This window comes from Actinomyces qiguomingii (assembly GCF_004102025.1).
In the GTDB taxonomy this organism is placed as follows: domain Bacteria; phylum Actinomycetota; class Actinomycetes; order Actinomycetales; family Actinomycetaceae; genus Actinomyces; species Actinomyces qiguomingii.
In genome coordinates this window covers 1,790,908-1,817,075 of the sequence record NZ_CP025228.1, presented here as the reverse complement: position 1 = coordinate 1,817,075, position 26,168 = coordinate 1,790,908, and the positions used below count along the sequence as shown (strand labels likewise).

21 protein-coding genes and 4 tRNA genes are annotated in these 26,168 nt (G+C 67.6%); 5 read left to right on the top strand and 20 right to left on the bottom strand.

Translation table 11 applies throughout. The annotated features are described in order from the left end of the window. Window positions 1-3: 3 nt before the first annotated feature. The 11 genes from scpB to rapZ all read right to left on the bottom strand — a co-directional run bounded on the left by scpB (window position 4) and on the right by rapZ (window position 10,469). Window positions 4-654, bottom strand: a complete 651-nt coding sequence (gene scpB, locus CWT10_RS07425) for an SMC-Scp complex subunit ScpB (protein WP_416171730.1) — start codon at window positions 652-654, stop codon at window positions 4-6. Further along, a complete protein-coding gene (locus tag CWT10_RS07420; RefSeq protein WP_103064366.1) occupies window positions 651-1,508 on the bottom strand; it encodes a segregation and condensation protein A in 858 nt (285 codons plus the stop codon). The genes scpB and CWT10_RS07420 overlap by 4 nt, the downstream gene beginning before the upstream one ends. Next, window positions 1,498-2,385, bottom strand: coding sequence for a ParA family protein (locus tag CWT10_RS07415; RefSeq protein WP_103064365.1), 888 nt, complete (start codon window positions 2,383-2,385; stop codon window positions 1,498-1,500). Before CWT10_RS07415 ends, CWT10_RS07420 begins: the two co-directional genes overlap by 11 nt. Window positions 2,386-2,440: 55 nt before the next feature. Next, the gene (locus CWT10_RS07410; RefSeq protein WP_103064364.1) at window positions 2,441-3,361 is read right to left on the bottom strand and encodes a site-specific tyrosine recombinase XerD; all 921 of its coding nucleotides are present in this window, start codon (window positions 3,359-3,361) and stop codon (window positions 2,441-2,443) included. Window positions 3,362-3,458: 97 nt separating this feature from the next. Further along, complete coding sequence (secG, locus tag CWT10_RS07405; RefSeq protein ID WP_103064363.1) at window positions 3,459-3,701, bottom strand: preprotein translocase subunit SecG; 243 nt, start codon at window positions 3,699-3,701, stop codon at window positions 3,459-3,461. 199 nt (window positions 3,702-3,900) lie between these two features. Beyond that, the gene (gene tpiA / locus CWT10_RS07400; RefSeq protein ID WP_103064362.1) at window positions 3,901-4,680 is read right to left on the bottom strand and encodes a triose-phosphate isomerase; all 780 of its coding nucleotides are present in this window, start codon (window positions 4,678-4,680) and stop codon (window positions 3,901-3,903) included. A gap of 55 nt (window positions 4,681-4,735) precedes the next feature. After that, on the bottom strand, window positions 4,736-5,929 hold the full coding sequence (locus tag CWT10_RS07395; RefSeq protein WP_103064361.1) for a phosphoglycerate kinase: 1,194 nt from the start codon (window positions 5,927-5,929) through the stop codon (window positions 4,736-4,738). Window positions 5,930-6,083: 154 nt separating this feature from the next. Continuing rightward, window positions 6,084-7,091: a type I glyceraldehyde-3-phosphate dehydrogenase gene (gap, locus tag CWT10_RS07390; RefSeq protein WP_103064360.1), complete on the bottom strand. Its 1,008-nt coding sequence runs from the start codon at window positions 7,089-7,091 to the stop codon at window positions 6,084-6,086. Window positions 7,092-7,264: 173 nt separating this feature from the next. Beyond that, complete coding sequence (gene whiA / locus CWT10_RS07385) at window positions 7,265-8,245, bottom strand: DNA-binding protein WhiA (protein WP_103064359.1); 981 nt, start codon at window positions 8,243-8,245, stop codon at window positions 7,265-7,267. Between the two features lie 54 nt (window positions 8,246-8,299). Continuing rightward, the gene (locus CWT10_RS07380; RefSeq protein ID WP_103064358.1) at window positions 8,300-9,388 is read right to left on the bottom strand and encodes a gluconeogenesis factor YvcK family protein; all 1,089 of its coding nucleotides are present in this window, start codon (window positions 9,386-9,388) and stop codon (window positions 8,300-8,302) included. Window positions 9,389-9,395: 7 nt separating this feature from the next. Continuing rightward, window positions 9,396-10,469, bottom strand: a complete 1,074-nt coding sequence (rapZ, locus tag CWT10_RS07375; protein ID WP_103064357.1) for an RNase adapter RapZ — start codon at window positions 10,467-10,469, stop codon at window positions 9,396-9,398. 124 nt (window positions 10,470-10,593) lie between these two features. On the opposite strand from rapZ, the gene purT reads away from it, so the two are divergent. Next, the gene (gene purT / locus CWT10_RS07370; RefSeq protein ID WP_103064356.1) at window positions 10,594-11,859 is read left to right on the top strand and encodes a formate-dependent phosphoribosylglycinamide formyltransferase; all 1,266 of its coding nucleotides are present in this window, start codon (window positions 10,594-10,596) and stop codon (window positions 11,857-11,859) included. Here purT and CWT10_RS07365 read toward each other — a convergent pair. The 5 genes from CWT10_RS07365 to uvrC form a co-directional block, all read right to left on the bottom strand. Continuing rightward, a complete protein-coding gene (locus CWT10_RS07365; protein ID WP_103064355.1) occupies window positions 11,816-12,679 on the bottom strand; it encodes a DUF817 domain-containing protein in 864 nt (287 codons plus the stop codon). The two genes, purT and CWT10_RS07365, sit on opposite strands and share 44 nt — an antisense overlap. A gap of 76 nt (window positions 12,680-12,755) precedes the next feature. Next, entirely contained in the window at window positions 12,756-14,186 is a 1,431-nt protein-coding gene (locus tag CWT10_RS07360; protein ID WP_103064354.1) for a glycoside hydrolase family 1 protein, read from the bottom strand. A gap of 65 nt (window positions 14,187-14,251) precedes the next feature. Beyond that, entirely contained in the window at window positions 14,252-16,126 is a 1,875-nt protein-coding gene (locus tag CWT10_RS07355) for a beta-glucoside-specific PTS transporter subunit IIABC (protein ID WP_103064353.1), read from the bottom strand. Between the two features lie 202 nt (window positions 16,127-16,328). Beyond that, complete coding sequence (locus tag CWT10_RS07350) at window positions 16,329-17,186, bottom strand: PRD domain-containing protein (protein ID WP_103064352.1); 858 nt, start codon at window positions 17,184-17,186, stop codon at window positions 16,329-16,331. 13 nt (window positions 17,187-17,199) lie between these two features. Further along, a complete protein-coding gene (gene uvrC / locus CWT10_RS07345) occupies window positions 17,200-19,497 on the bottom strand; it encodes an excinuclease ABC subunit UvrC (RefSeq protein ID WP_103064351.1) in 2,298 nt (765 codons plus the stop codon). A 376-nt stretch (window positions 19,498-19,873) separates the two neighbouring features. Between uvrC and CWT10_RS07340 the strand changes: the two genes are divergently transcribed. Continuing rightward, window positions 19,874-20,788, top strand: a complete 915-nt coding sequence (locus CWT10_RS07340; protein ID WP_269843834.1) for an HAD family hydrolase — start codon at window positions 19,874-19,876, stop codon at window positions 20,786-20,788. 1 nt (window position 20,789) lies between these two features. After that, on the top strand, window positions 20,790-21,662 hold the full coding sequence (locus CWT10_RS07335) for a Cof-type HAD-IIB family hydrolase (protein WP_103064350.1): 873 nt from the start codon (window positions 20,790-20,792) through the stop codon (window positions 21,660-21,662). 21 nt (window positions 21,663-21,683) lie between these two features. On the opposite strand, the gene CWT10_RS07330 is transcribed toward CWT10_RS07335, so the two are convergent. From CWT10_RS07330 to CWT10_RS07320, 3 genes are all read right to left on the bottom strand, one after another. After that, a tRNA-Val gene (locus tag CWT10_RS07330) sits at window positions 21,684-21,758 on the bottom strand. Window position 21,759: 1 nt separating this feature from the next. Beyond that, window positions 21,760-21,830: transfer RNA gene (locus tag CWT10_RS07325), tRNA-Cys, on the bottom strand. Window positions 21,831-21,862: 32 nt separating this feature from the next. Continuing rightward, window positions 21,863-21,935: transfer RNA gene (locus CWT10_RS07320), tRNA-Gly, on the bottom strand. Window positions 21,936-22,090: 155 nt separating this feature from the next. Here CWT10_RS07320 and CWT10_RS07315 point away from each other — a divergent pair. Next, a tRNA-Val gene (locus tag CWT10_RS07315) sits at window positions 22,091-22,163 on the top strand. Between the two features lie 85 nt (window positions 22,164-22,248). On the opposite strand, the gene CWT10_RS07310 is transcribed toward CWT10_RS07315, so the two are convergent. Continuing rightward, the gene (locus CWT10_RS07310) at window positions 22,249-23,628 is read right to left on the bottom strand and encodes a UTP--glucose-1-phosphate uridylyltransferase (protein WP_103064349.1); all 1,380 of its coding nucleotides are present in this window, start codon (window positions 23,626-23,628) and stop codon (window positions 22,249-22,251) included. A gap of 79 nt (window positions 23,629-23,707) precedes the next feature. Between CWT10_RS07310 and CWT10_RS07305 the strand changes: the two genes are divergently transcribed. Beyond that, window positions 23,708-26,071, top strand: coding sequence for a DUF2339 domain-containing protein (locus CWT10_RS07305; protein WP_158247711.1), 2,364 nt, complete (start codon window positions 23,708-23,710; stop codon window positions 26,069-26,071). Window positions 26,072-26,168: the final 97 nt, after the last annotated feature.

The window sequence follows — 26,168 nt, the reverse complement described above, 5'->3', positions numbered from 1 at the left end:
TGTTCACGGCAGCATCCTCACGGTGATCTCCTCCTCTATGTCTCCCAAGGTGGAGGCGTCTGGCAGGTAGGGGGCCAGGGCCGGCAGGTCCTCAAGCGAGTTCAGCCCCAGGTATTCCAGGAACTCGGCGGTGGTGCGGTACAGGATGGCACCGGAGGACTCGGTGCCGGCCTCCTCGATCAGCCCGCGGGCATGCAGCGTGCGCACCACCCCGTCTACGTTGACGCCGCGTACCGCCGCCACCCGACCGCGGGTGACGGGCTGACGGTAGGCGATCACGGCCAGAGTCTCCAGGGCCGCCTGCGATAGGCGTGCCGTGGCGCCGCCGATTACGAAGCGCTCTACGATCTCACTGAACCGGGGCGCGGAGGCAAGTCTCCAGCCGCCGGCGGCGCGCCGCAGCACGAAGCCGCGGGCCCGCACGGCGGTCGTGTCCTTTTCCGGACCGCCGTCGCCGCCACCGGACTCGCCGGCGTATTCGGCGGCGAGTGACTCCAGCAGCGCCTCCATGTCGTCCTCATGCGAGCCCAGGGCGGCCGCGAGGGCGGCGGCAGTGACCGGCTCATCCGCCACCACCAGGACTGCCTCAACAGCACGGCGTAACTCCTCCGGCGGCATGGACATTGACGCCGTTGACTCATCCGGGCCGCTCATGCGAACTCCTCCTCCAGCTCAGGTGACGCCATGGCAGCCATCTCCACCTCGCCCCGCCAGGTGATGGTGATCTCCTCCATGGGGGCGTCCTGGGCCAGGTCTACTCCACCTTGACGGTACAGGATCAGCACCGCCAGGAAGCGGGCGACGACCACGGCGGTACGGTCCGTGTCGGCGGTCAGCTCCTTAAATGTCAGGGTGCCTCGGCGGCGCAACCGTTCAGCGAGCAGCCGCAGCTGCTCCCCCACCGGGACGCGCTCGTGCAGGTGCACGGTCTGTACGCCCGGGTCGCGGGGCCGGCTGAAAACCTCGGCGGCGATGCGGGCCAGGTCCTGTGCACCGGCGGTGAACACCAGTCGGGGCAGCAGGGCCGCCAGTTCGGGTGGCAGCCCGACGGCGCGGGGGTGGGTGCGGGAGGCGTTCTCAGCGCGGGTACGGAAAGCGGCGGCCGCCTCCTTGTAGGCCCGGTACTGCAGCAGGCGGGCAAAGAGCAGATCGCGGGCCTCCAGCAGCTCCATGTCCTCATCCGTCTCCTCCGGGTCGTGGGGCAGCAGCCGGTGCGCCTTGAGCGCCAACAAAGTGGAGGCGACGACCAGGAATTCGCTGGCCTGCCCCAGGTCCCAGTCGGCGCGCATATAGGCGATGAACTCGTCGGTTACCTCCGCCAGGGCCAGTTCGGTGATGTCGAGTCGTTTGCGGGCTATGAGGGTGAGCAGCAGGTCGAAAGGGCCCTCGAACTGAGGCAGGTTGACATTGAATCCGGGCACCTGCGCGGGGCCGGACGGGACAGGCTCGTCCTGCGGCGGCCGGGCCTGGTCCCGGGGCGTGTTCGCAGCAGGGTTCTCAGGCGACATTGCCGCGGGCGATGACCTCCCGGGCCAGACGCCGGTAGGCCTCGGCTCCCGGGTGTCCGGGGGCATAGCTGGTGATGGGTTCGCTCGCGACGGAGGCGTCCGGAAACTTGACGGTGCGGCGTATCTGCGTGTCGAAGAGCTTGTCTCCGAATGCCTCGATCAGACGTTCGAGCACTTCCCGAGAGTGGAGGGTGCGCGGGTCCACCATGGTGGCCAGGATGCCATCGATCTGCAGACGCGGGTTGATTCGATCACGCACCCGGTCCACGGTCTCCACCAGCAGCGCCACGCCACGCAGCGCGAAGAACTCGGTCTCCAGAGGAATCATGACGCCATGGGCCGCCGTCAGCGCGTTGACGGTGAGCAGTCCTAGTGAGGGCTGGCAGTCCACGATGACGGCGTCATAATCATCCAGCACGGGACGTAGCACGCGAGCCAGCGCCTGCTCGCGGGCGACCTCGCCCACCAGCTGCACCTCAGCGGCCGAAAGGTCGATATTCGCGGGGATCAGATCCAGACCCGCAACGGAGGTGGAGTGGATGATCGGACGCACGTCCGGACGGACAGCCACCAGCATGTCGTAGACCGTCTTGTCCAACTCGTGCGCGTTAACTCCCAGGCCGGCGCTGGCCGCGCCCTGCGGGTCGAAGTCGACTACCAGCACACGACGCCCGTATTCGGCCAAGGCCGCGCCCAGATTAATGGTGGTGGTGGTCTTACCGACGCCGCCCTTCTGGTTGCACATGGCGATAACGCGGGCGGGGCCGTGCGATTCAAGCGGCGCCGGAACGGGGAAGACCTTCTCTTCCTCCTCCTGGAGGTACTCGGCAGTGGTCTCGGGCGGATCGATCAGGCCGGGTTGCTGGGCGTCACTCACACCGGCAGCCTAGTCGAAGTGCCGACGCGGGGCGCGGAGACGAACCCAGCTGCAGTCAACCGCGGGCGCGCGGGTGGCTGGTGGCATATACCTCGCGCAGATGGTCGACGGTGACCTTGGTGTAAATCTGAGTGGTGGTAACCGAGGCGTGGCCGAGCATCTCCTGCACCACGCGCACATCGGCACCGCCGGCAAGCAGATGCGTGGCAAAGGAGTGGCGCAGCGTGTGTGGAGAGATGCGCCGGTTCCCCTCAGCGGATGAGTCGTCGGCGCCCATCAGTGAGGCACGTCGGGCCGCCTGCTGTAGCACCGCCCATGCGGACTGCCGCGACAGGGGACGCCCGAGCGTGTTGAGGAAGACCTCCGGCACCCCCCGTCCCTTGGCCGCCAGCACGGGGCGTGAACGCACCAGGTAGGCCTCAAGGGCATCCCAGGCGTATCGGCCCACAGGCACGATCCGCTCCCGGCGGCCCTTGCCGAACAGGCGCAGGCATCCGGAAGCGGCGTCGAGATCGTCAACCACCAGTCCCACGGCCTCAGAGATGCGGGCGCCGGTGGCGTACAGGAGCTCCAACAGGGCGCGGTCGCGCAGGGAAACCGGGGAGTCATCGGTGCCTGCGGCCTCCAGAAGTCGACGCACCTCCTCAACGGTAAGCGCCTTCGGCAGGCGCCGCCCCACCTGCGGAGGCCGCACGGACACAGAAGGGTCGACGTCGGTTATGCCCTCGGCGTGAAGGAACTTGTGCCAGCCGCGTACAGCGGTGACGGTGCGGGAGACCGAGGACGCGGCCAGCGGACGGCCGCCGTCGGCGCCGGTGCGCAGGGTCTCTGAGAAAGCGGCCACATCCGCCTCACCGATCCGCGCGGGGGCGTTTATGGCACGAGAACGCAGGAACTCGGCGTACCGTTCCAGGTCACGCGCGTAGGCCGCCAGCGTATTCGAACTGAGCCCGCGCTCGACCCGCAGATGGGCCAGGTAGCCGACCCGCGCCCGCTCGAGAGCATCTCCGCGGGGGTCGACGGCGGGGTTGACGGGGACCGGCGCAGACGGTTTCGTGGCGTTCCCGCCCTTGTCAGGCGAAGCGGGCTACCAGCCCGAGACTGATAATGGTGGCCGCCCAAAGCAGAGCGACGCCTACGGTGATGCGGTTGAGGTTGCGCTCGGCGACTCCGGAGGATCCCGCCGAAGATGAGATACCGCCACCGAACATGTCGGACAGGCCACCGCCCCTGCCCTTATGCATCAGGATCGTCATGATCAAGAAGAAACTGGATAGCACCAGCAGCACTTGCAGGATGATGGTCAGTGCTCCCACGCCGTGTTCCCTTCGTCGTCTGTTGGGCCGGATCGGCCGATGTGGCGGTAGGGCCGATGCCGCCCGGTCGAGCGCGACTCTACCCGATGACCCGCCGATTGCGCGTGTGTGCGCCCGGATCCATGACGGACCCGGGCGCACACACGCTACCTGCAAAGAATCCGCAGCAGCTTAGCCGCGTCGGGATCAGGCTGAGGTATCAGGCGTAGAAACCGGCCATCTGCGCAAAGGAGTCGGCCTTCAGCGAGGCGCCGCCCACCAGGGCTCCGTCGATGTCCGCCTGGGCCATCAGCTCCTTGATGTTGGCGGGCTTGGCGGAGCCTCCGTAGAGGATGCGGGTGGCATCGGCGGTGGCGTCGCCGTAGTCAGAGCGCAGGGCCTGACGGATGGCGCCGCACACCTCCTGGGCGTCGGCCGCGGTGGCGGTCTCACCGGTGCCGATGGCCCAGATGGGCTCGTAGGCGATCACGATCTTGGCGACCTCCTCGGCGGACCAGCCCGCCAGAGCCGCACGGATCTGGCCCAGCACGAAGTCGACATGGGTGCCGGCCTTGCGGACCTCCAGGGCCTCGCCGCAGCACAGGATCGGCGTCATGCCGGCGTCCAGCACCTTCCGGGCCTTGGCGCCGACCAGTTCATCGGACTCATTGTGGTACTCGCGGCGCTCGGAGTGGCCCATAACCACATAGGTGCAGCCGAGCTTGGTGAGCATAGCGGTGGAGATCTCACCGGTGTAGGCACCGTTGTCGTGGATGGATACGTCCTGGGCGCCGTACTTAATGTCCAGGGAGTCGGCCTCCACCACGGTCTGGACGGAGCGGATGTCCGTGAACGGCGGAATCACCAAGACCTCACACTCGGTGTAGTCATGGCCGGCGTCGCTCAGGGCCATGGCCAGGCCCTGGAGCAGGTGGTTGGCCTCGAGGTGGTCGAGGTTCATCTTCCAGTTGCCCGCCATCAGCGGGGTGCGGTTGCTCATAATGGATGTTCCTTGCAGTCGGTGTGGGTTTGATTAGAAATGAAACCTTAGGGTCTCAGTCCTCGAGGACGGCGATGCCGGGCAGGGTCTTGCCCTCCAGCAACTCCAGGGAGGCACCGCCGCCGGTGGAGATGTGGGAGAAGGTGGACTCATCGAAGCCGAGCGTGCGCACGGCCGCGGCGGAGTCGCCACCACCGATCACGGAGAAGGCGTCTGAGTCCGAGATGGCCTGGGCCACGGCCTTGGTGCCCTCGGCGAAGGCCGGGAACTCGAATACGCCCATGGGGCCGTTCCAAACCACCGTCTTAGAGGAGGCGATCGCCCGGGCGAACAGCTCCCTGGTCTTGGGGCCGATATCCAGACCCATCTGGTCCGCGGGGATCGCGTCCGCGGACACCACGCTAGCCGGTGCATCCGGCTTGAACTCGGGGGCGACGACGGTGTCAACAGGCAGCAGCAGCTCCACCCCGTTCGCCTCGGCGGTCTCAAGGTATCCCTTGACCGTGTCGATCTGGTCCTTCTCCAACAGGGAGGTACCAACCTCGTGGCCCTGCGCGGCGAGGAAGGTGTAGGCCATGCCGCCGCCGATCAGCAGGCGGTCGGCCTTGCCCAGCAGATTGGCGATCACGCCGAGCTTGTCGGAGACCTTGGATCCTCCCAGCACCACCGTGTAGGGCCGGACGGGGTCGTTGACGGCCCTGCCCAGGGACTCGATCTCCTTAGCTACAAGCAGCCCGGAGGCGGCCGGGAGGATGCGGGCCACATCATAGACGGAGGCCTGCTTGCGGTGTACAACGCCGAAACCGTCGGAGACGAACACGTCGGCCAGTGCGGCCAGTTGCTCGGCGAAGGCGGCACGCTCGGCGTCATCCTTGGAGGTCTCGGCGGCGTTGAAGCGGACATTCTCCAGCAAGACGATGTTGCCGGGCTCCAAAGCGGCCACTGCCGCCTTGGCGCCCTCACCGACGGTGTCCTCGGCCAAAGTGACGTCCACACCGGCCAGTTCGGCCAGCCGTGTGGCGACCGGGGCCAGGGAGAAGTCGGGGTTGACCTGCCCCTTGGGGCGGCCCAGGTGAGCGGTGACAATCACCTTCGCGCCGGCGTCGAGCAGCGTCTTAAGAGTCGGCAGAGCGGCACGGATACGGCCGTCGTCGGTGATGTGCTTGTTTTCGTCGAGCGGGACGTTGAAATCGGAGCGGACCAGGACACGCTTGCCCTTCAGGTCACCGAGGGAGTCGATGGTCTTCATGAAACCTCGCAGTGTTGAGTATGGCGTCAGTATCGGGAGTTGTGGGTGTCGGGTTGTTGACCGAGCAGATACGACCGGACGCCCGCACATGCCGCGGCGTGTGCGGGCGTCCGTCGGTTGCTCACGGTGGTGAGTGCCGGCTGTGCGCGCGGCCTCAGGCGAGCTTCTCGCAGACCAGGGCGGTCAGCTGGACGAGACGGTTGGAGTAACCCCACTCGTTGTCGTACCAGGACACGACCTTGACCTGGTCGCCCTGCACCTTGGTGAGCTTGGAGTCGAAGACGGAGGAGTGGGCGTCACCGACGATGTCGGTGGAGACCAGGTCCTCCTCGGAGTAGGCAAGAACACCCTTGAGCGGGCCCTCAGCAGCGGCCTTGACGGCGGCGTTGATCTCCTCAACGGTGGCCGGCTTGGAGGGCTTGAAGGTCAGGTCCGTGACCGAGCCGGTCGGGACCGGAACGCGCATGGCGTAGCCGTCCAGCTTGCCCTTCAGCTGCGGGAGCACGAGGGCGACCGCGCGGGCGGCACCGGTGGAGGTCGGGACGATGTTGAGGGCGGCAGCGCGGGCGCGACGCAGGTCCTTGTGCGGCGCGTCATGGATGCGCTGGTCGCCGGTGTAGGCGTGAACGGTCACCATCAGGCCGTTCTCGATACCGAAGGCCTCGTCCAGCACCTTCGCCACGGGGGCGAGGCAGTTAGTGGTGCAGGAGGCGTTCGAGATGATGTTGTGCTTGGTGGTGTCGTAGTCCTGCTCGTTGACGCCGACCACGAAGGTGCCATCCTCATTCTTCGCCGGGGCAGAAATGACGACCTTCTTGGCGCCGGCGTCAATGTGCGCCTGGGCCTTGGTGGCGTCGGTGAAGAAACCGGTGGACTCCACGACGACGTCGACACCCAGATCCGCCCAGGGCAGGTTGCCGGGCTCGCGCTCGGCCAGGACGCGGATCGGCTTGCCATCAACGATGATGTTCTGCTCGTCGTAGGTGACCTCGGCGGCGAGGCGGCCCATGATGGAGTCGAACTTGAGGAGGTGGGCGAGGGTCTTGATGTCGGTCAGGTCGTTGACAGCCACGACCTCGAAGTCGGCGCCCTGCTCGAGGGCGGCGCGGAAGAAGTTGCGGCCGATGCGGCCGAAGCCGTTGATACCAACGCGGGTGGTCACTTTGTGTCCTCCTAGTGCGCATGGGCGCACATATTCGTAGCTCTTTGCACACACGGTGTGCCCCGGCCTTCGTGGGGTATTCACCCGTCCGATTACCGGCACGTTGAGTCTAGCGTCACGTGCCGGTCGCCGTGCAGGTTCGGACACGCCACGGGCGAACACACGGGCGCATCTCACATATCGAGCATGTCCTGGGTGAGCGCCGCCTCCGTGTCCGGCATACCCAGTTCGTGGGCGCGTTTGTCCGCCATGGCCAGCAGTCGGCGGATGCGTCCGGCCACCGCGTCCTTGGTCAGCGGCGGGTCGGCCATGCGACCGAGTTCCTCCAGGCTGGCCTGCTTGTTCTGAATACGCAGCCGGCCGGCCTGCACCAGGTGATCGGGAACGTCGTCTCCGAGGATCTCGAAGGCCCGTTCCACACGCGCCCCTGAGGTAACGGCCGCCCGCACCGAGCGGCGCAGGTTGGCGTCGTCGAAATTGGCTAAGCGGTTGGCCGTGCCCCGGGTCTCGCGGCGGGTGCGGCGCTCCACCCAGTTGGTATTGGCCTCCACCGCGCCCATCTTCTGCAGCAGAACGCTGATCGCCTCGCCGTCACGGACCACCACCCTGTCGGTGCCGCGCACCTCCCGGGCCTTGGCCGCCACTTCAAAACGGCGGGCGGCCCCAACCAGGGCGAGGGCGGCCTCCGAGCCGGGGCAGGTGATCTCCAGGGCGGAGGAGCGACCGGGCTCCGTCAGTGAACCACGGGCCAGAAAGGCGCCGCGCCAGGCCGCGGCGGAGGCATTGCGTCCGCCCTGAACCACGGCCACGGGCATACCGCGCACGGGTCGGCCGTGACCGTCCACCAGGCCGGTCAGTCGCGCCAGGTCACGGCCGCGATCGGTTACGCGCAGCACGTAGCGGCTGCCGCGGTGCAGGGAGCCGGCCTGCACCACTAGCACCTCGGGGGTCATGCCAAACAGCTCCCGCAAATCGCGGTGCAGTCGACGCACGGCGCCGCCGTGATCGAGTTCGGCCTCGACCACGATACGGCCGGAAACGATATGCAGGCCGCCGGCGAAGCGCAGCATTGAAGCTACCTCGGCACGCCGCTGGGCGGCGTTGTCGGTACTCACGCGTGCGAGCTCGTCCTTGACGGTAACCGTCAGCGACATGTGGTGGTGCTCCTGGTCTTAGCTGGTGTACGGAACGGTTGTGGCAGGGAACATTCAGGTTAGCGGCAATGCGCCGGCGATGTCGCCGACGATGCCGTCGAAGGCGTCCCGGAAGACGGCAGCCAGCCGCAAAGGATCATGGTGGCACAGTGCATCGCCCGTGCGCACCTGTCTCAGCACTAGAACCGCTCCCATCGACTCGGCGACGGCGCTCAGATCGGCCACATCCTCCACTACGCTGGGATCGGCGACGACCACATCCAGCCGCAGGGCGGGCGCATACTCCGCCAGGACGCGCAGGTGATCGGCCACGGTCATGTCATCGGTCTCACCGCTTTGGGCCGATAGGTTCAGCACCACTGCCTTACGCGCAGGGGTGCGCTCCAGCGCACGCCGCATGGAGGGCAGGATCAGGTGCGGCAGCACGGAGGTGTACCAGGAACCGGGGCCGAGGATCACCCAGTCGGCGGCGTCGATGGCATGGATCGCCTCAGGGTGGGCGTCCGCGTCCTCGGGAACCACCCGCACGTTCTCCATCCGGCCGCGGGTGGAGGCAACCGCCACCTGCCCGCAGACGCGCTGGCGGCTGTCGTCGTCAACGATATCCGCCTCGATGACCAGCGGGGAGGCGCTCATGGGGATCACGCGGCCATGGATGCTCAGCAACCGCCCGACCCAGTCCAGCCCCTCAACCTCGTTCCCCAGCAGCTGCCACAGGGCCAGTATGAGCAGGTTGCCCAGGGCGTGGTTGTTCAGCTCACCCTCACCGGAGAAGCGGTGCTGGAGCACATCGCGCCAGGTCAGACCCCATTCGGTCTCGTCGGTAAGGGCGGCCAGCGCCATGCGCAGGTCCCCGGGGGGCAGACAGTCGAACTCGCGGCGCAGTCGCCCCGAGGAGCCGCCGTCGTCGGCGACCGTGACCACGGCGGTAAGCCGATGGGTGACGTGGCGCAGGGCCCGCAGGGTGGCTGACAGCCCGTGCCCGCCGCCCAGGGCGACGACGGCCGGCCCCTCCTCACCGCGGCGGCTCCAGCCGGCCGAGTCGATGGTGGCACGGGTGCCGCGTGCACGGGTGTCGGACTCTGCCCCGTCTGCGGGCACAGCCAATGCGTCATGCCGGGATCCGCCCGGAATCTCACTCATGCTCGCCTCACTCCCTTCCCAGGTCCCGGTGCTGCACGGCCACCTTGAAGCCGGCGGATCGCAGGCTGGCGGCGATCCGTTCGGCGGTTGCCACCGAGCGGTGCTTGCCGCCGGTACAGCCCGCCGCGATGGTGACATTGGGTTTGAGCTCATCGACGTACCTGGGCAGCGCCGGAATCAGCAGGCCTACGTAACCGTCCACGAAGTCCGCTGCGCCGTCCTGCTGGAACACGTATTCGGCCACGGGCGCATCCCGTCCGGTCAGGTGCCGCAGCTCCGTAACCCAGTACGGGTTGGGGATGAAGCGGACGTCCAGGACGTGGTCGGCATCCATCGGCAGGCCGTATTTGAAGCCGAAGGACATGACCGTGACCTGCAGGGCCAGATCGGACTCGTGGGCGACCAGTTCACGGATGCGCCGGGCCAGATCGTGCACGGAGTAGTCGGTGGTATTAATGACCTCGTCGGCCGTGCCCTTGAGGCCGGCCAGCAGTGTGCGTTCATGCTGGATGCCGTCCAGGATCGAGCCGGTTCCCTGCAACGGGTGCGGACGGCGAGACGACTCGAAGCGGCGGATCAGCGCGGCGTCGGAGGCGTCCAGGAAGATCAGGCGGACCTCCACGCCGGTGTCGCGCAACTGCGCCAGGTACTGCATGAAGGAGGCGAAGAACTCGCGGCTGCGCACATCGACGACGGCGGCCAGCCGGTGCACGCCCGCGCCGACCGTGGTCATCATGCCGGCCAGCGCCGGCAGTAGCTGCGGGGGAAGATTGTCCACCACATACCAGTCGAGATCCTCCAGGGCGTTGGCGGCGCGAGAGCGCCCCGCACCCGACATGCCGGTGACAATGATCATCTCCGGCCGCTTGGCCGGAGGCACCGGGGCGGCCGCCTCGTCCAGGGCGGGAATGCCACGTGGCACCGTGTCCTTGAGCGGGTCCCTGCGCCTGCGCGGCGGGACGCCAGGCGGGAGCGGGGCGGTGGCGCGGTGGCCGGTCACAGGAACCGACGGCGGGATCCGGTCACGGCCGCCGTCCGGTGCGGGCGGACGGCCGGGGTCGGTTAGGTCCGGTGCATCCATGCCACCAGCATGGCACAACCAGCTGTGTCAGACCCGCGTAATTTCGGTAGCGTGGCCGTAGCAGTCGGCACCGAGATGCCGAAACAGAACGCACGCGCGCGCGTGCCGAGCAGCGGAGGTCGCCGTGACCGCATTCAACTCCTCCTCCCCCGCCGCCGAGGGCATCGGCACCCCGGACACGAAGTGCGCCACCCGCGTGGCGCTGCTCGGCTCGGGCGAACTGGGCAAGGAGGTCACGATCGCGCTGGCGCGTTTAGGGGTGGAGGTCACCGCGATCGACCGGTATGCGGGGGCCCCCGCCCAGCAGGTCGCGCATCACGCCCTGACCGTGGACATGTCCGACCCGGCGGCGCTTACGGCCGCGATCGAATCCACCGGGGCGAGGATCGTCGTGCCGGAGATCGAGGCCTTGGCGACCGATGCCCTGGTGGCACTGGAGCAGGCCGAGGCGGTGCGGGTGGTGCCCACCGCCAGGGCAGCTCGACTGACCATGGATCGGGAGGGCATACGTAGACTCGCCGCCGAGGAGCTCGGCCTGCCCACCAGCCCCTACGCCTTCGCCTCCAGTGCTCTGGAACTGGCCGCCGAGGCCGAACGGATCGGTTACCCATGCATCGTCAAGCCGGTGATGTCCTCCTCCGGGCACGGCCAGTGTCTGGTGCACGGCCCCAATGACGTGACCACCGCCTGGCGCCTGGCGACCACCCGGGGCCGGGTGGACCGGGGCCGGGTGATTGTGGAGGGGTTCATTGAATTCGACTCCGAGATCACGCTGCTGACGGTGCGCTCCCGCGACCCGCGCAGCGGCCGGACCGTCACCTCATTTTGTGAACCGATCGGGCACCGGCAGGTGGACGGGGACTACGTGGAGTCCTGGCAGCCGCACCCACTGCCCCCGGGCGCACGGGAGCGGGCACAGCAGGTCGCCGCCGCGGTGACGGAGGCACTGGGCGGCTGGGGCCTGTTCGGAGTGGAGCTGTTCATCTGCGGGCAGGAGGTGCTCTTCTCGGAGGTCTCCCCCCGCCCGCATGACACCGGCATGGTGACCCTGGCGAGCCAGCGTCTAAGTGAGTTTGAACTGCACGCCCGAGCCCTGCTGGGGCTGCCCGTGGATACGACGCTGCACTCCCCCGGTGCCTCCGCCGTCATCAAGTCGCCCCTCCAATCCGCGCCCGGCGCCGGGGTGAGCTACACGGGCGTGGCCCAGGCGCTGGCCGTGCCGGGCAGTGACCTGCGCCTGTTCGGCAAGCCCGATGCGCATCCGGGTCGACGCCTGGGTGTGGCCGTGGCCGCAGCCGAGGACATCGCCACGGCCCGGCGGCGCGCGCAGGAGGCGGCCGGGGCCGTCACCGTGACACACTCCGGCGGCGACGTTCCTTCGGCGCGGTGACCCTGGCCGTCCCGTCCCCGTAGCGCACGCCCTCCTCCGCCTTGACGGCGGCCACCAGCACGAAACTCAGGGTCACCAGCAGCGCCCAGCTGCCGAGCTTGCCGGTGTGCACCAGGTGCCACCCCGTCTGCTGGTCCGGGTAGCGCCACGCATTGAGGAATGTGCCGAGGTTCTCCGCCAACCATAGGAAGACCCCGATGAGCACGAATGACACGGAGGTGGGCATGCGGTAACGGTCACCGCCCACCGTGAAGTGCACCACGGAGCCCCACAGAGCCACGATGAACCCTCCCGCCACCGCCCAGCGCAGGTCCCAGATGAAATGGTGGGTGTAGAAGTTCGTATAGGCCGCCACCGCCAGGACCGTCACCGGCCAGCGGCGAAAGTCGGAGATGCGCAGGTCGAAACGCCGGAAGGCCTGGCAAATGTATGAGCCGACCGAGGCGTACATGAAACCCGAGAAGATCGGCACCCCACCCAGGCGCACCGCCCCGGCATCCGGGTAGGTCCATGAGCCCACGCGCACCTTGAAGACCTCCAGCGCCAGGCCGATAAGGTGGAAGGCGCAGATCACCGCCAGTTCACGCCAGGTCTCAAGCTTCAGCGCTACGAAGGCGATCTGCACCACTACCACGTAGATGAGCAGCGCGTCATAGCGTGCCAGTGGCAGGTCCATCCGGTTCCAGACGAGCACGGAGACCGCCATGCCGGCGAACACGGCGATCGGGAAGGCGCAACAGGCCAGTTGGATGGCGGCGAACTGGGCCAGGCGCAGCGGCAGCAGCCGCAACCGGCTCAACGGAGCGCGTTCTACAGGCATCTGCACACACTACCCAGTGCCCGGTTCGCACGCCGTGAGCCGGCTGCGGCCACTACTACTGCTCGCGCCGAGTTGGTCAGGCCTTCAGGCTGCCGCCATTGGAGGCGATCACCTCCCGATACCAGCCAAAGGACTTCTTGCGGTAGCGCTCCAGCGTGCCGGTGCCGTCGTCGTTGCGGTCCACGTAGATGAAGCCGTAGCGCTTGGACATCTGAGCGGTGGAGGCCGATACACAGTCGATGCAGCCCCAGGAGGTGTAGCCAATGACCTGCACGCCGTCGGCAACAGCCTCGCGCACCTGCACCAGGTGGTCGTTCATGTAATCAATCCGGTAGTCGTCCTCAACGGTGGGGACACCGTCGGGGCCGGTGATCAGCTCGTCGCGGGCGCCCAGGCCGTTCTCCACGATGAACAGGGGCTTGCCCCAGCGGTCCCAGTAGTCGTTCAGGATCGTGCGCAGGCCGCGCGGGTCGATGGCCCAACCCCACTGGGAGACCTCCAGGGTGGGGTTGACGACGCCGCCCATCAGGTTGCCACCGCTGGCCTCCCTCTCCTGGGTGGCGGTCTCACAGGAGGACATGTAGTAGGAGAAGGACACGAAGTCAACCGTGTGTTCGGCCAGGGTGCGGCGGTCGTCCTCGGTGATGTCCAGCTCGATGCCCTTATCCCGGAGCTTGCGCAGGAAGTAGCCGGGGTAGGTGCCGCGCACGTGCACGTCGCCGAAGGTGTAGTTGTCACGTTCGGCCTGCTTGGCGGCCCACACATCCCGCGGGTCCGGGGTAAGCGGGTAGAAGGGGATCGCCAGGATCATGCAGCCGACCTTCAGATCGGGGTTTACCTCGTGGGCGATACGGGTGGCGGAAGCGGAGGCCACCAGCTCGTGGTGGATCGCCTGGTACAGGTCCCGCTCGCTGAGCTCCTCCTTGGGAGTGTTGATGCCGCCGGACATGAAGGGCTCGTGGAGCACGGAGTTAATCTCGTTGAAGGTCAGCCAGTACTTCACCCGCTTGCCGTAGCGCTCGAACAGGGTGCGGGCGTAGTGCTCGAAGAAGCCGATCATGCGCCGGTCGGCCCAGCCGTTATAGGTCTGGGCGAGATGCAGCGGCGTCTCGTAGTGGCTGATGGTCACCAGCGGTTCGATTCCGTACTTCTCCAGTTCGTCCAGTACCCGGTCGTAAAAGGCCAGGCCGGCCTCGTTGGGCTCGGTCTCATCCCCCTTGGGGAAGATGCGAGACCAGGCGATGGAGAAGCGGAAGACCTTGAAGCCCATCTCCGCCAGCAGGGCGATGTCCTCGGCATAGCGGTGGTAGAAGTCGATGCCCTCCAGCTTGAGGTTGTCCGGGGTGGGGGCCTTAGTGCGGGGGCCGACGATGCCCTGGGGCATGACGTCCTGGACGCTCAGGCCCTTGCCGTCGGCGTCATAGGCGCCCTCGTACTGGTTGGCGGCCAGTGCGCCGCCCCACAGGAAGTCGTCGGGGAAATCGGAGGGGGTGGTTGGTGTCGACATGGGTGGGTTCTCCTTAAGAGTGTGGACTAGGTTCGTATCCCGGCTCAGGGCCGATTCTGCCCCGGTCAGTGGTCGATCTCGATGACGTCGACGTCGGCATCCACATCGGCGTCGACCACCGGGACCACGCCCGCCAGGCTCGCCGTGTTGGTGACTACCAGGATGGTGGTGGGGTCGTATCCGCCCTCACGCACAACCTCAAGGTCGACCTCGGCCAGCTCCTGGCCGCGTGCGACGCGCTGCCCCACGGTGACCTTCGGTGAAAAGCCCTTGCCCTCGAGCTGGACCGTGTCCAGACCGACGTGTACCAGCAGTTCCACACCGTCGTCAGTCTTGATGCCGTAGGCGTGCCCGGAGTCCATGACGGTAAGCAGCGTTCCGGCCGCGGGCGCGGTCACCGTGATCCGCCCGGATCCGCTGGGGCGCACGGCAACACCCCCGCCCAGCGCACCGGAGGAGAAGACGGGGTCGGCGACCTTCTCCAGCGGCATGGCCCGGCCGACCACTGGGGCGCCCAAGGTGGTGGTGGGCTCCGTGGAGGCCGTCGTCTGCTCGGTTTGCGCCTCCTGGGCCCCGGAGTCGGCGGCGTCGGCCTCGTTGAAACCAAGCACGAATGCCAGTACGAAACCGATGACTACGGCCACACCGATGCCGATGAATGTCACCGGCACATTGCCTTGTTGCAGCAGGGCCGAGATGCCGATCAGGGAAGGGAACACGAAGGATGAGGAGGCGCCGCCGCCGATGGCGATAATCGCTCCGCCCACGGCGCCGCCGATGCAGCCCGCGATGAAGGGGCGCTTCAGCGGCAGGTTAACGCCGTAGATGCCGGGCTCGGTGATGCCGGCGAGGAATGCCGAAAGCGTGGCGGGACCGGCAACCTGCCGCATCTGCGCCGAACGGGTGCGGATCATTACCGCGAGCATCGCGGCGGCCTGTGCCAGGACCGCGGCGAACAGTGGGGCCGCCATGAGTGAATAGCCGGGGTCGTCATAGTCGGCCAGCATGATGGGCACAAAGCCCCAGTGGACGCCGAACATGACGAACACCTGCCAGAAGGCGCCCATAACCGCACCCGCGGCCCAGGGCGCGGCACGGAACAGGGCCTGAATACCGCCGGAGATGCCGCCGGACAGGGCGGTGGTCACCGGACCGATGGTCATCAGCACCAGCGGCACCATAATCGTGAGCACCAGCAACGGCACCGCGAAGTTGCGGATGGTGGAGGGCAGCACTCGCTTGAGCCAGCGCTCCAGGTAGCCTTGGATCCAGGTGGAGAAGATAATCGGCAGCAGGGATGAGCTGTAGGAGGCCATGATCACGGGGATGCCGATGAAGGTCACCGAGTCGGCGTCCGCCAGGGCCGCAATATCCGGGTAGACCAGGGCGCCGGCGATCGCCACCGCCGTAATCTCGTTGGCTTTGAAGCGGCGCGCCGAGGAGATCGCCAGCACCACCGGCAGGAAGTAGAAGACGGAGTCGCCGGCGGCATTGAGGATCGTGTAGGTGGTGCCGGTGGCGGACATCCACTCCAGCGTGGTCAGCAGCGCCAACGTGGCTTTGATTAGGCCGGCGCCGGCCAGGGTCCACAGGACCGGGTTGATCAGCGCGGAGATCAACTTGATGAAGCGGTCGAAGAGGTTTCCCTCCTCCGCGGGCTGCTCGGCGGTCTCGGTCCCCGCCCCCAGCGAGGTAATGCGCCCCAGTTCCTCGTACAGCAACGGTACGTCGTTGCCGATCACCACCTGGTACTGGCCTCCGGCCTGAACGACGGTGACGACGCCGGGCATTTGCTTGATCTGCGCCGTCGCCGCCTTTGACTCCTCGGCCAGGACCAGGCGCAGGCGGGTGGCGCAGTGGGTCATGGAGCGGACATTGCCCTCACCTCCGACCTTGTCCAGCAGTTGCGACGCCAGCGCCGCGTAGTCCACTTTGGCCATGCCGATCCTCCTCGATTCGGTTGCCCGCGAGAGGTTGGGAAATAAAAAAGACCCGAGACGCCTGCGCAGAACTCTGCGAGTCGTCTCAGGTCTTGCCCCATGCGGGTAACAATCCTGGGCCCCGTTCGGGCCTCGCAACCCAGGATAGGACAGCTCAGCGCCATCACATCAGCGCAATACGAGGTGCCCTTGGTCACAGTGACTAATGTGACTGAGGGCGCGTGCGGTCAAGGCCGAGCTCCAGGCGCGCCACATGCATGGTCAGGTAAGCGGTCTCATCCTCCTGAACCGTGATTCCCAGGCGCATCTCCAACAGCTCTTTGACCCGCACCGCCACCCGGTAGGCCTGTGGATACCGCAGGCGCAGGGACTCGGCGATGACGCTTCCGGTGCCGTCCACCAGCTGCTCGCCGGTGCGGGCACGCACCAGGAAGTAACGCAGATGCACCGCGAAACGGGCAGCGTCGATCGACTCGGCGCGGAAGTCCTGCCCGTAGGCGGCCTTGAGAATATCCATCACCTGCCCGATCAGCTTGGACTGGCGCACCGCCTCCCGGGTTGAGGGAGCGCCTACGGCGGCGGCGAACAGGTGCAGAGCCAGGGCAACGGCCTCGCCCTCGGGCAGCTGTATCGCCTGGGCGCGGTTGAGTTCGGCGACCATGCGCTCGGCCAGCCGCAGCTCCTCCGGATGCAGGTGGGCGGCCTCGGCGCGCAGCGGGTAGTCCATGACTATGCCCGCGGCGGCCCGCTCCATGGCCTGGTTGACGTGGTCGACCACCGCCACGATCGTGGAGGATGGGACCGCCGTTCCCAGCTCCCTGGCGGCGGCGCGGAAAGTACGCTCGATCAGGGCTATCCGCTCCAGCGGAATCGCCGCCATCACCTCACCGACGGTTGCGGCATTCTCTGCCAGCACGTAGCGTCGCGCCACCCGGGAGGTGTCCACCTCCTGACCCGGTTTGCATTGGAAGCCGAGTCCGCGACCGGTCAGCACCGTTTCGCGCCCCAGCTCGTCGCGCGCCAGGATCACATTGTTGTTGAACACCCGCAGGATCTCCACCCGCTGGATTGTGTCATCGATCCGATGACACCGCAGCAGGCGTCGACTCCGCCGAGTCCACCTCCGCCCCGGTGGCCGTCCTAGCCCTTCCCCCATCGGCCAGCCGCCGTTGAATGGTTGCGGCCAGGGTCGGGCCGATGCCCTTCACGGCGGCGATCTGCTCGGGGGTGGCGGCCCGCAGGCGCTTGACCGAGCCGAACTCCTTAAGCAACGCCGCCTGTCGGGCCGGGCCGAGCCCGGGGATCGAGTCGAGCACGGATCGGGTCATTCCCGCCGAACGCTTCTTACGGTGGTGCGTGATGGCGAAGCGGTGGGACTCGTCGCGCAGGTACTGCAGCAGGTATAGGGCGGGTGAGGTGCGTGGCAGAACTATTGGGAACTCTTCACCCGGCACCCACACCTCCTCCAGGCGCTTGGCCAGGCCCACTAGGGGCACCTCCACGCCGAGTTCGTCGAGCACGGCCTGGGCGGCATTTACCTGCGGCAGGCCGCCGTCGACGACGACGAGCCCGGGCGTGTAGGAGAAGCGGCGCGGGCGGCCGGTGTCGGGGTCTACGGGGCCGGAGGCGGGAGTTACGCCGGCGCTGTCCGCGGCCACCACCGTCCCCACAGGCTCGCCGTCGACTGCCGCCGGTACGACGTCGTCGGCCATATCCTCCACGTACTGCCCGCCGAGACTCGCCGGTACGGAGCCGGACACCGGACCGGGGGTGCTGCGCTCAGCCAGCAGCCGCTTGAAGCGACGGGTGAGTACCTCATGCATGGCGGCGGTGTCGTCGGCGGCGCCGGATCCGTCCCGACCGCGGATAACGAAGCGCCGGTAGTCGGACTTCTTGGGGGCACCGTCCTCGAAGACGACCATGGAGCCGACCTGGTAGCTGCCCTGCGTGTGGGAGATGTCGTAGCACTCCACCCGCAGCGGGGCCTCCGGCAGGTCCAGGGCCTCGGCCAGTTCCTCCAGCGCCTGGGAGCGCTGGGTGAGGTCGCCGGCACGGCGGGTCTTGTGCTGGCGCAGCGCCTCCTCGGCGTTCTTGCGCACGTTGTCCATTAGGGCGGCCTTGTCCCCCCGCAGGGGCACGCGCAGCTCCACCCTGGCGCCGCGCAGACCGGTCAGCCAGTCGCGCACGGCCTCGGCATCGGACGGCAGGGCGGGCACCAGGATCTCCCGCGGCACCGCGGTGGTGGCGGTGTGAGTGACATCGTCGACGCTGGTTGCGCTCCGCTCGCGCCTGCCCGTACGGCTGCCATTCTCGGGGGCGGTGCGTTCCTGGGGCGCAGCGGGGGCCCGGTCGCCCACGCCTAGGGAGGTGGTGGGCCCGGAGCGTTCGGGGGCGCCGACGTCTGTGCCGACAGGAGCGGCGTCGGCGGGTTCGAGCAGGTCGGAGTAGACCTGCTGGAGGAGCCGCTCAATGAGTTCAGCGTCGGTGGCCTCCTCCACCAGGTCTATAACCCAGCCGCGCTGGCCGCGCACCCGCCCGCCGCGCACGTGGAAGACCTGCACGGCGGCAGTAAGCTCATCGCGTGTCAGGGCGAACACGTCGGCGTCGGTGGCCTCAGGCAACACCACCGTGTTCTGCTCAATGACCTTGCGCAGAGCCTCGGCGTCGTCGCGCAGGCGGGCCGCCTTCTCGAAGTCGAGCGCTTGGGCGGCAGCCCGCATCTGCGCCTCGACCTCGCGCAGGTAGGGACCGGTGCGGCCAGCCATGAAGGCGCAGAAGTCCTCGGCCAACGCCCGGTGGTCGGCGGGGCTGATGCGTCCCACGCAGGGTGCGGAGCACTTGTCTATGTAGCCCAGCAGGCACGGGCGACCGGAGGCGTGGGCGCGCTTGAACACCCCCGCCGAGCAAGAGCGGATGGGGAAGACGCGCAGCAGCTGGTCAAGGGTCTCCCGGATGGACCACACCTGCACGAAGGGCCCGAAGTACCGCACGCCGGGGCGGCGGGCGCCGCGCACGATCTGCGCCCGCGGATAGGTCTCCTGCATGGTGACCGCAAGATACGGGTAGGACTTGTCATCCTTGTACTTGACATTGAAGCGCGGGTTGAACTCCTTGATCCAGGAGTACTCCAGGGCCAGGGACTCCACCTCGGTGGACACCACCGTCCACTCCACCGCGCAGGCCGTGGTCACCATCCTCTGGGTGCGCGGATGCAGAGCGGCCAGGTCCTGGAAGTAGTTGCTCAGGCGGGCGCGCAGGTTCTTGGCCTTGCCGACGTAGATGACGCGCCCCTCGGCGTCAAGGAACCGATACACGCCCGGCGAGGTAGGGATGTCGCCGGGAGCGGGACGGTATGTCGACGGGTCGGCCATGGCAGGAGATTATGCGATCGCTTTCCTACCCGCGAAGATCGCCAGGAGCATCGGGGCGGTGGCCCGGCGGCCGGCTCCCGGGCCTTCGGCGCCTCCCCACGTGGTGCCGCGCGTTGGCCTGACGATTGGTGGCGTGCCCTAAGGGCGTGCGGATGGTGCATGGCCCGGCAGGCCGACGGGAGCCCATTCGCCATATCAACCGATCTCGGCGGTTATTGCTACCGACCTCGGCGGTAACGTCTACCGACCTCGGTGGAATCGCTTCCGGCCTGCGTGGTCCTGGCCCGGCACCGGGTCGCCACCTATGCTGTGATCATTGTCTCGGCTCGCCACATGCGCCTGTTCGGCCAGGGCCAACACCGTCCAGGAGTCACCCGTGTCCAGTTCTCCGCCCGCCCCGCCGGATCTGCCGGAACGGCGCGCACCCGCGTCGGCCACGGCATCGGCTCGGCCCCGCATCATCCTGATGGATGTGGACGGCACCTTGGTGACCTACACGAACGTGCTGCCCGACTCGGCCGTCAGCGCGGTCCGGCGGGCCCGGGCCACCGGGCATCGCGTCTATGTGACTACCGGGCGTTCCCGAGCGGAGGTGCCTGCACGCATCTGGAACATCGGCTTGGACGGCATGATCGGCGGCAACGGCGCCTACGTGGAGGATGACGGCGAGGTGCTACTGCACCGTCACCTGTCTCGTGACGACTGCGCCCGGATCGTGGCGTGGCTGCGGGCGCGCGGGCTAACCTTCTACCTGGAGTCGAACTCGGGCCTGTACGCGCCGGGGTCGTTCCCCGATACCGCTCGCGATGCGATTCGTGCCTATGCCGCCGGCAGGGGGCGCGATGACGCCGCGTCGCTGGAGGTGGCGGACGCACTGCCGGATCTAATACTCACCGAGCAGCTGATGCGCGAGGACGTCAACAAGATCAGCTTCGTGCTGTCCGGCCCGCAGGATGTCGAGGCCGCGCGGCACGCCTTCCCCGGGCTGCTCGTCGGTACCTGGGGCGGCCGCGGGCACGACGCCCTGTTCGGAGACGTCGCCCTGCCCGCGGCCAACAAGGTGGAGGCCATAGACGTGCTGCTGCGCCACCTGGGAGTGTCTCCCGCCGAGGCCGTGGCTTTTGGGGATGGCGCGGTGGACCTGGGCATGCTGGAGTACTGCGGGGTGGGCGTGGCGATGGGGAATGCCGCCCCGGAGGTGAAGGCGGCCGCCGACCTGGTGACCGACGACGTCGAGGACGACGGCCTGGCCAGGGCCTTCACCCACCTCGGCCTGATCGAGGAGCTCTGAGATGAGCCAAGCACCGGAAAGGGAAGGCGCCGCGGCGCCGCCTGCTCCCCCGGCCTGCCGGCCGCCGGGTCTGCGCGTAGTGGCGGTGGACATGGATGGCACCTTCCTGCGCGCCGGGTCCACCTACAACCGGGGCCGCTTCGCGCCGCTGCGCCGCCGCATGAGCAAGGCCGGGGTGCGCTTCGTGGTCGCCTCCGGCAATCAGGAGGCGCAGTTGCTCGGCTTCTTCCCGGCCGCTGAGGGCCCGGCTCCCGACGGCGTGGTGTCCGACAACGGGGCGATCGTGCTGGCCGATGGTGTCCGGCTGCTGGAGACGCACGTGCCCATGGATGCGCTGGCCCGGGTGCTGGCGGTGCTCGACGAGGACGCCGGGCTCGCCTTCATCGCCTCCGGCCCGGACGGCGCCTACCTGCGCGAGTCGGAGACGCCGCAGATGCGGGAGCTACTGACCTTCTACCACCCGCAGTACCAGTACGTCACGCACACCGCCGACATCAACGGCCACCGGGTATCCAAGATCGCGCTAGTGGACAAGCGCGGCTTCACGCAGGTCTTCCTGGACCGGTTGTCCGCGGCGCTGGAAGGAGCCATGGTGCCGGTGGTGTCCGGGCATGACAGCGTGGACCTGATCGTGCCCGGGCGGCACAAGGCCTCCGGGCTGGACGTGCTGCTGGACCACTGGGGCCTCACACGTGGTCAGGCCGCCGCCTTCGGGGACTCCGGCAATGACACGGAGATGCTGGCCGGCGTCGGCTACGGCATCGCCATGGGTAACGCTTCACCGGCCGCCCGGCGGGGCGCCCGCTTCACTGCGCCCGCCAATGACGACGACGGCGTGCTACAGGTCTTGGACGCCTGGTTCCCGGCCGACTGACTGGCGGGAGAAGCAAGGCGGTGGTGGGCGATACTGGGATCGAACCAGTGACCTCTTCCGTGTCAGGGAAGCGCGCTACCGCTGCGCCAATCGCCCGAGGTGGGTACCGGATTCGAACCGGTGTAAACGGCTTTGCAGGCCGGTGCCTAACCTCTCGGCCAACCCACCAGTGAGATGCTGGGAGGAACCCGGCTCCTCGGAGCGGATGACGGGACTCGAACCCGCGACCCTCACCTTGGCAAGGTGATGCTCTACCAACTGAGCCACATCCGCATGCGCAACGCTCGTCAGGCTCATCTGAACCCGTGAGCGCGGCTGAACCATAACACCCGACCCGGCCCGTCAGGCAAATACAAACACGGTGATCCACCTCACCGGCACTCCATTTGCCGGAACGGCCCTTGCACCGCTAATGTCTGCACCGCACCGGGCGATTGGCTCAGGGGTTAGAGCGCCTCGTTCACACCGAGGAGGTCACTGGTTCGATTCCAGTATCGCCCACCGGAAGCACGTGAGGCCCCGGACCGTCTGGTCCGGGGCCTCACGCATCCACCGCTTGAAACGACGCCGCCCCGCCTGCGAGCACTCAGCCCAGCCGAGCGCCGTCGGCCAGCACCCCAGGCGCGTCCTGCTCGCAGACAACCGCATCCCCGGTGGCGACGACCTCGGTCCCGAAGGTCCAGTCGCCCCGCACTGTCAGGCTGCGTGCGTCGCGGATGGAGGGGACCCCGTGCGGGAAGCGGGCCTCGAAGTCGGCGATCCGCTTGTAGTAGCGCGGGTCGAGGTCCACCACACAGGCCTGCTCTGGCACCTGCTGCAGCAGCCCGTCGGCGTCGACCTCATACACATCCGAACGCACCAACAGCAGATCATTGGTGGTCTTGACCGGCAGGAAGCGGCTACGCGGCACCTCCACGGCGGTGGCGCCGTCGAAGGCCTCCACGGCCGCCCCCATGGCGGTCTCCAGCTGAATGACCGGTGTCGAGGCGGGGTCCGCCGGGTCCACGGTCTTGTCATTGCGGATCAACGGCAGTCCCAGGATGCCACGACGCTCGACGAGGGTGTCCCGCAGCACCTCCAGGTCGAACCACAGGTTGTTGGTGTGGAAGAAGGGGTGGCGGAACTGGTCGGTGAAGTAGTGCATCTCCTCCGGCGGCGTCTGCGCGGTGTCCCGCAGGATGATGCGGCCGTCCGCCTTGCGCACGGCCAGGTGCCCGCCCTTGACGTCGGCGGGGGTGCGGCGACACATCTCCGGCGCGTAGGGCGCGCCGGAGGCGGCGAACCAGCCGGCTATGCGGGCAGAGGGCGCGGCGCCCAGGTTATCGGAGTTGGATGTCATCGCGTACTTGTAGCCGCGCTCCAGGAGCGTTTCCAGCACGCCGGAGGCGACCAGGGCGGTGTAGATGTCGCCGTGTCCAGGCGGGCACCACTCCAGGGACGGATCCGCCTCCCACTCCACCGGGGTGAGATCGTCGGCGCGCAGCTTCGGCTCCCGGTTCTGCAGAAAGTCCAACGGAATTCCCTCCACCTTGATGCCCGGGTGGGCGGCCAGGGCCGCGAGCGTGTCCTGGCGAGTGCGGAAGGAGTCCATGAAGATCAGCGGCAGGGTGACGTCATAGCGGGCGCGGGCGGCCATGACCTGGTCTACCAGCAGGTCCAGGAAGGTCTTGCCATCGCGTACCGGCAGCAGCGACTTGGCCCGGTCCATACCCATGGAGGTGCCGAGCCCGCCGTTGAGCTTGATGAGTACGGTCTTGCCCAGCGCCTTGCGGGCGGCGGCCTCGTCTACAGCGACGTCGTCAATGGAGTCGATCTGCGTGAGCGGTTCAATGGTGTCCTCGGGGAGGAGTCCGGTGGCTCCCTCCTCAAGCTCACGGTAGTAATGGCTGAAAACATCGATTGCCTGCTCGGCGACGCCGGCGTCGCGCATCTTTGCCTGGGCAGCGGCCAATCCTGTGGTGCTCATGGGCAAAGGCTATCCCACCGCGTGGAACTGCCCTCATCAAAGTCGTGACAAGGCCCGCGCTTTACCCGATCCTTGTCCCATGGAGCACTACGACAGTGCGCAACTCGATGATCTGATCACCCGCCTGGCCGCCCTTGAACACAAGGTAGATCGGCTGGAGAGTCAACTCGCCCATACGCCCACCGGCTCCGTCAAGCCCCGAGACACTGCTCCCACCCAGCCACAAGCAACTACCGCGTCACCGCCGGCGGCACGCAAGGGTCCTGCAGCGGAGGCGCTATATGACGACTTCGATCCCTTCCTCGCCCCCGGCCCCCGGTCGAGGCGGTCGCCCGTCCCTTCACCGACGGCAGTACACCCGACCGCCGTCGGATCGAGTCGCGCCGAACACAGACCGCCTGCGCCGCCGCGGCGTGAGGGCCCTGTGGGCTCTTATCTGCTTTCAGGTGCCGCCGGGCTCCTGGTAGTGCTGGCGGCTGTCAGCCTCATCGCGCTGGTTTGGGAGCAGATTCCCGACACCTGGAAGGTAGGCGGCCTGGGGCTGCTGGCCATCGGCATGACCACGGCGGGAACCACGCTGGCGGAGAATAAGCCGCGCCTACAAGTAGCGGCCGCCACCGTCACGGGCACGGGCGGAGCACTGGGATTCGTGACCATCATCGGCGCCGTGCAGATGCTGGGCGTGCAGGCAATCACGGCTCTGCCCCTGATGGCTGCGTGGGGATTCGTGCTGCTGCTGGTGTCCTGGACGACCCAACAGTTCTTCACGGCCGTAATCTCCGCCGTAGGGGCCCTGGTGACCGTGCTCTTCGCCTGTGCCCAGGCCAATGCCCAGCCCGGGCAGGCGACGCTGCTGTGGACGCTGGTAAACGGGTACGTAATCGTTCTGGCGGCGGTGTGCGCGCTGCTGCCGCACTACACGCCGCGCATGCGTCTGGTGCAGTGGTTCCCGACCACCTCAATAGTGGTTACCGCGACGGCGCTTTTGATCGGTCCCTTGGGTCTGCTGTCGGACAGGCCGCCAGCAGGGACCATGTTGCTGTGCCTGCCGGCCGTGGTGCTGTTGGCTCAGACGCACCACTCCGGGCGCTTGTTGTCCCTGGCGTCCGCGCCTCAGGCGGCCGCCTGGGAATGGGCGGGGATGGGTGCCGCTCTGACCCTTGCGGTGCTGCGCTTTGGACTGATGTCTGCCGTTGTCGAGGCACAGCCCGGCCTCAGTACGACTTTGATACTGGCCGCCGTGACCGCATCCACTGCCGCCCTGCTCACCTACGGCGGGACCGGAAACAGCTGGCCGCGAAGCGTGGTCGGCGTGAATCTTTGGGTGATGCTGGCAGTCGGCGGCGCTGCCTTCGCCGTTGACAAACGCCTGCTGCTCCCAGCGGTACTGGCACTGGCTCTGGCATCCGTGCCGGTGGTGGGCGGTGGTGGCGCCACACCCGTGCCGATGCTGCCGGGGACCGGCCTGGCAGCCCTGGCATTCGCCGTCACCCACCGGCCCCAGCCGGTTGTCGTGGGCCTGGCGATTGTCACGGTGATCATCGCAGTGGGACTTGGCGTGCTGCTGGAGAGCCGCCTGACCCCGGCCCCCGACGGACCTCCCGGCACTGCACGCTCCAATACGCACGCAGCCCAGTTGACCGCTGCCGCCTGGTTAATCGCCGCCGACCTGGTGGTGGTTCTGCCCGCACTGGTTGACGCATTGGTGCCGGGAACTACCACCGCAGCGCTTTTGGCGGCCTCCTGCGCCTTGGCGGTGTCGGGGCTGGGCCTGTTCACGCGCGGATGCACCCCGATGGCGCTGGTTTCGGGCGCGCGAGCCGGCGCCTTGGAGGGCGCGCGCAGTCTGCGCACTCCCCTGTCGCAGCACGTCCCGACCTTGTCCCGGCTCGGTTTCGGGCTGCTGTCCCTGCAAGCAGCGGTGACCCTCATGGCGGCCGATGCGACCCGCGCCACCTCCGGCGTGTTGACCGCCACACCCCTGTTGCTGCTGGGCCCGGCACTGATGGTGGCCGGTACACGACTATTGCTGCCCTGGCTCGGCCGCACTGCCCCGACCGTAGCGATCGCGGTCTCCTTGAGCCTGGCACTGTGGTGGTCGGCCGCGATTCTCACCGGCGCATCGCCAACCTCCATGTTCATCACAGCATTGGTGCTCGTAACCGGAGCGGTTTGCATCGTGGTCGGTTTCAGGGCCAGGGCGGTTGCATTGCGCCACTACGGGCTCACGCTAGTTATGGCTGTGGTGGTTAAGTTGGCGGTTCTGGATCTTTCCGACGGCAACTCGCTCACCCAGATCCTGGCGCTGCTGGTGGCGGGACTGGTGTGCTTCTGCCTGTCTTTGGCATACAACCGTTTCGCCAATGAGCAATCACGCCATGCCACCGCAACGGGTGCGGCAACGACCGGACCGGAGGATCACCAGGCGCCGCCGCACGCGTGAATGCATCGGCTGTTCTTTGAATGTTTTATGTACCCGGCGTTCCCGCCATATGCCATCACAATCCGGGCCGTGGGGAGTTCTCCCCGCCGCAGCGGCG

Excerpts from the sequence above, each read along its gene's own strand:
- scpB (WP_416171730.1), bottom strand. The coding sequence starts at position 654 with ATGAGCGGCCCGGATGAGTCAACGGCGTCAATGTCCATGCCGCCGGAG.
- CWT10_RS07420 (WP_103064366.1), bottom strand. The coding sequence starts at position 1,508 with ATGTCGCCTGAGAACCCTGCTGCGAACACGCCCCGGGACCAGGCCCGG.
- tpiA (WP_103064362.1), bottom strand. The coding sequence starts at position 4,680 with ATGAGCAACCGCACCCCGCTGATGGCGGGCAACTGGAAGATGAACCTC.
- CWT10_RS07395 (WP_103064361.1), bottom strand. The coding sequence starts at position 5,929 with ATGAAGACCATCGACTCCCTCGGTGACCTGAAGGGCAAGCGTGTCCTG.
- whiA (WP_103064359.1), bottom strand. The coding sequence starts at position 8,245 with ATGTCGCTGACGGTTACCGTCAAGGACGAGCTCGCACGCGTGAGTACC.
- CWT10_RS07380 (WP_103064358.1), bottom strand. The coding sequence starts at position 9,388 with ATGAGTGAGATTCCGGGCGGATCCCGGCATGACGCATTGGCTGTGCCC.
- rapZ (WP_103064357.1), bottom strand. The coding sequence starts at position 10,469 with ATGGATGCACCGGACCTAACCGACCCCGGCCGTCCGCCCGCACCGGAC.
- CWT10_RS07365 (WP_103064355.1), bottom strand. The coding sequence starts at position 12,679 with ATGCCTGTAGAACGCGCTCCGTTGAGCCGGTTGCGGCTGCTGCCGCTG.
- CWT10_RS07360 (WP_103064354.1), bottom strand. The coding sequence starts at position 14,186 with ATGTCGACACCAACCACCCCCTCCGATTTCCCCGACGACTTCCTGTGG.
- CWT10_RS07355 (WP_103064353.1), bottom strand. The coding sequence starts at position 16,126 with ATGGCCAAAGTGGACTACGCGGCGCTGGCGTCGCAACTGCTGGACAAG.
- uvrC (WP_103064351.1), bottom strand. The coding sequence starts at position 19,497 with ATGGCCGACCCGTCGACATACCGTCCCGCTCCCGGCGACATCCCTACC.
- CWT10_RS07335 (WP_103064350.1), top strand. The coding sequence starts at position 20,790 with ATGAGCCAAGCACCGGAAAGGGAAGGCGCCGCGGCGCCGCCTGCTCCC.
- CWT10_RS07310 (WP_103064349.1), bottom strand. The coding sequence starts at position 23,628 with ATGAGCACCACAGGATTGGCCGCTGCCCAGGCAAAGATGCGCGACGCC.
- CWT10_RS07305 (WP_158247711.1), top strand. The coding sequence starts at position 23,708 with ATGGAGCACTACGACAGTGCGCAACTCGATGATCTGATCACCCGCCTG.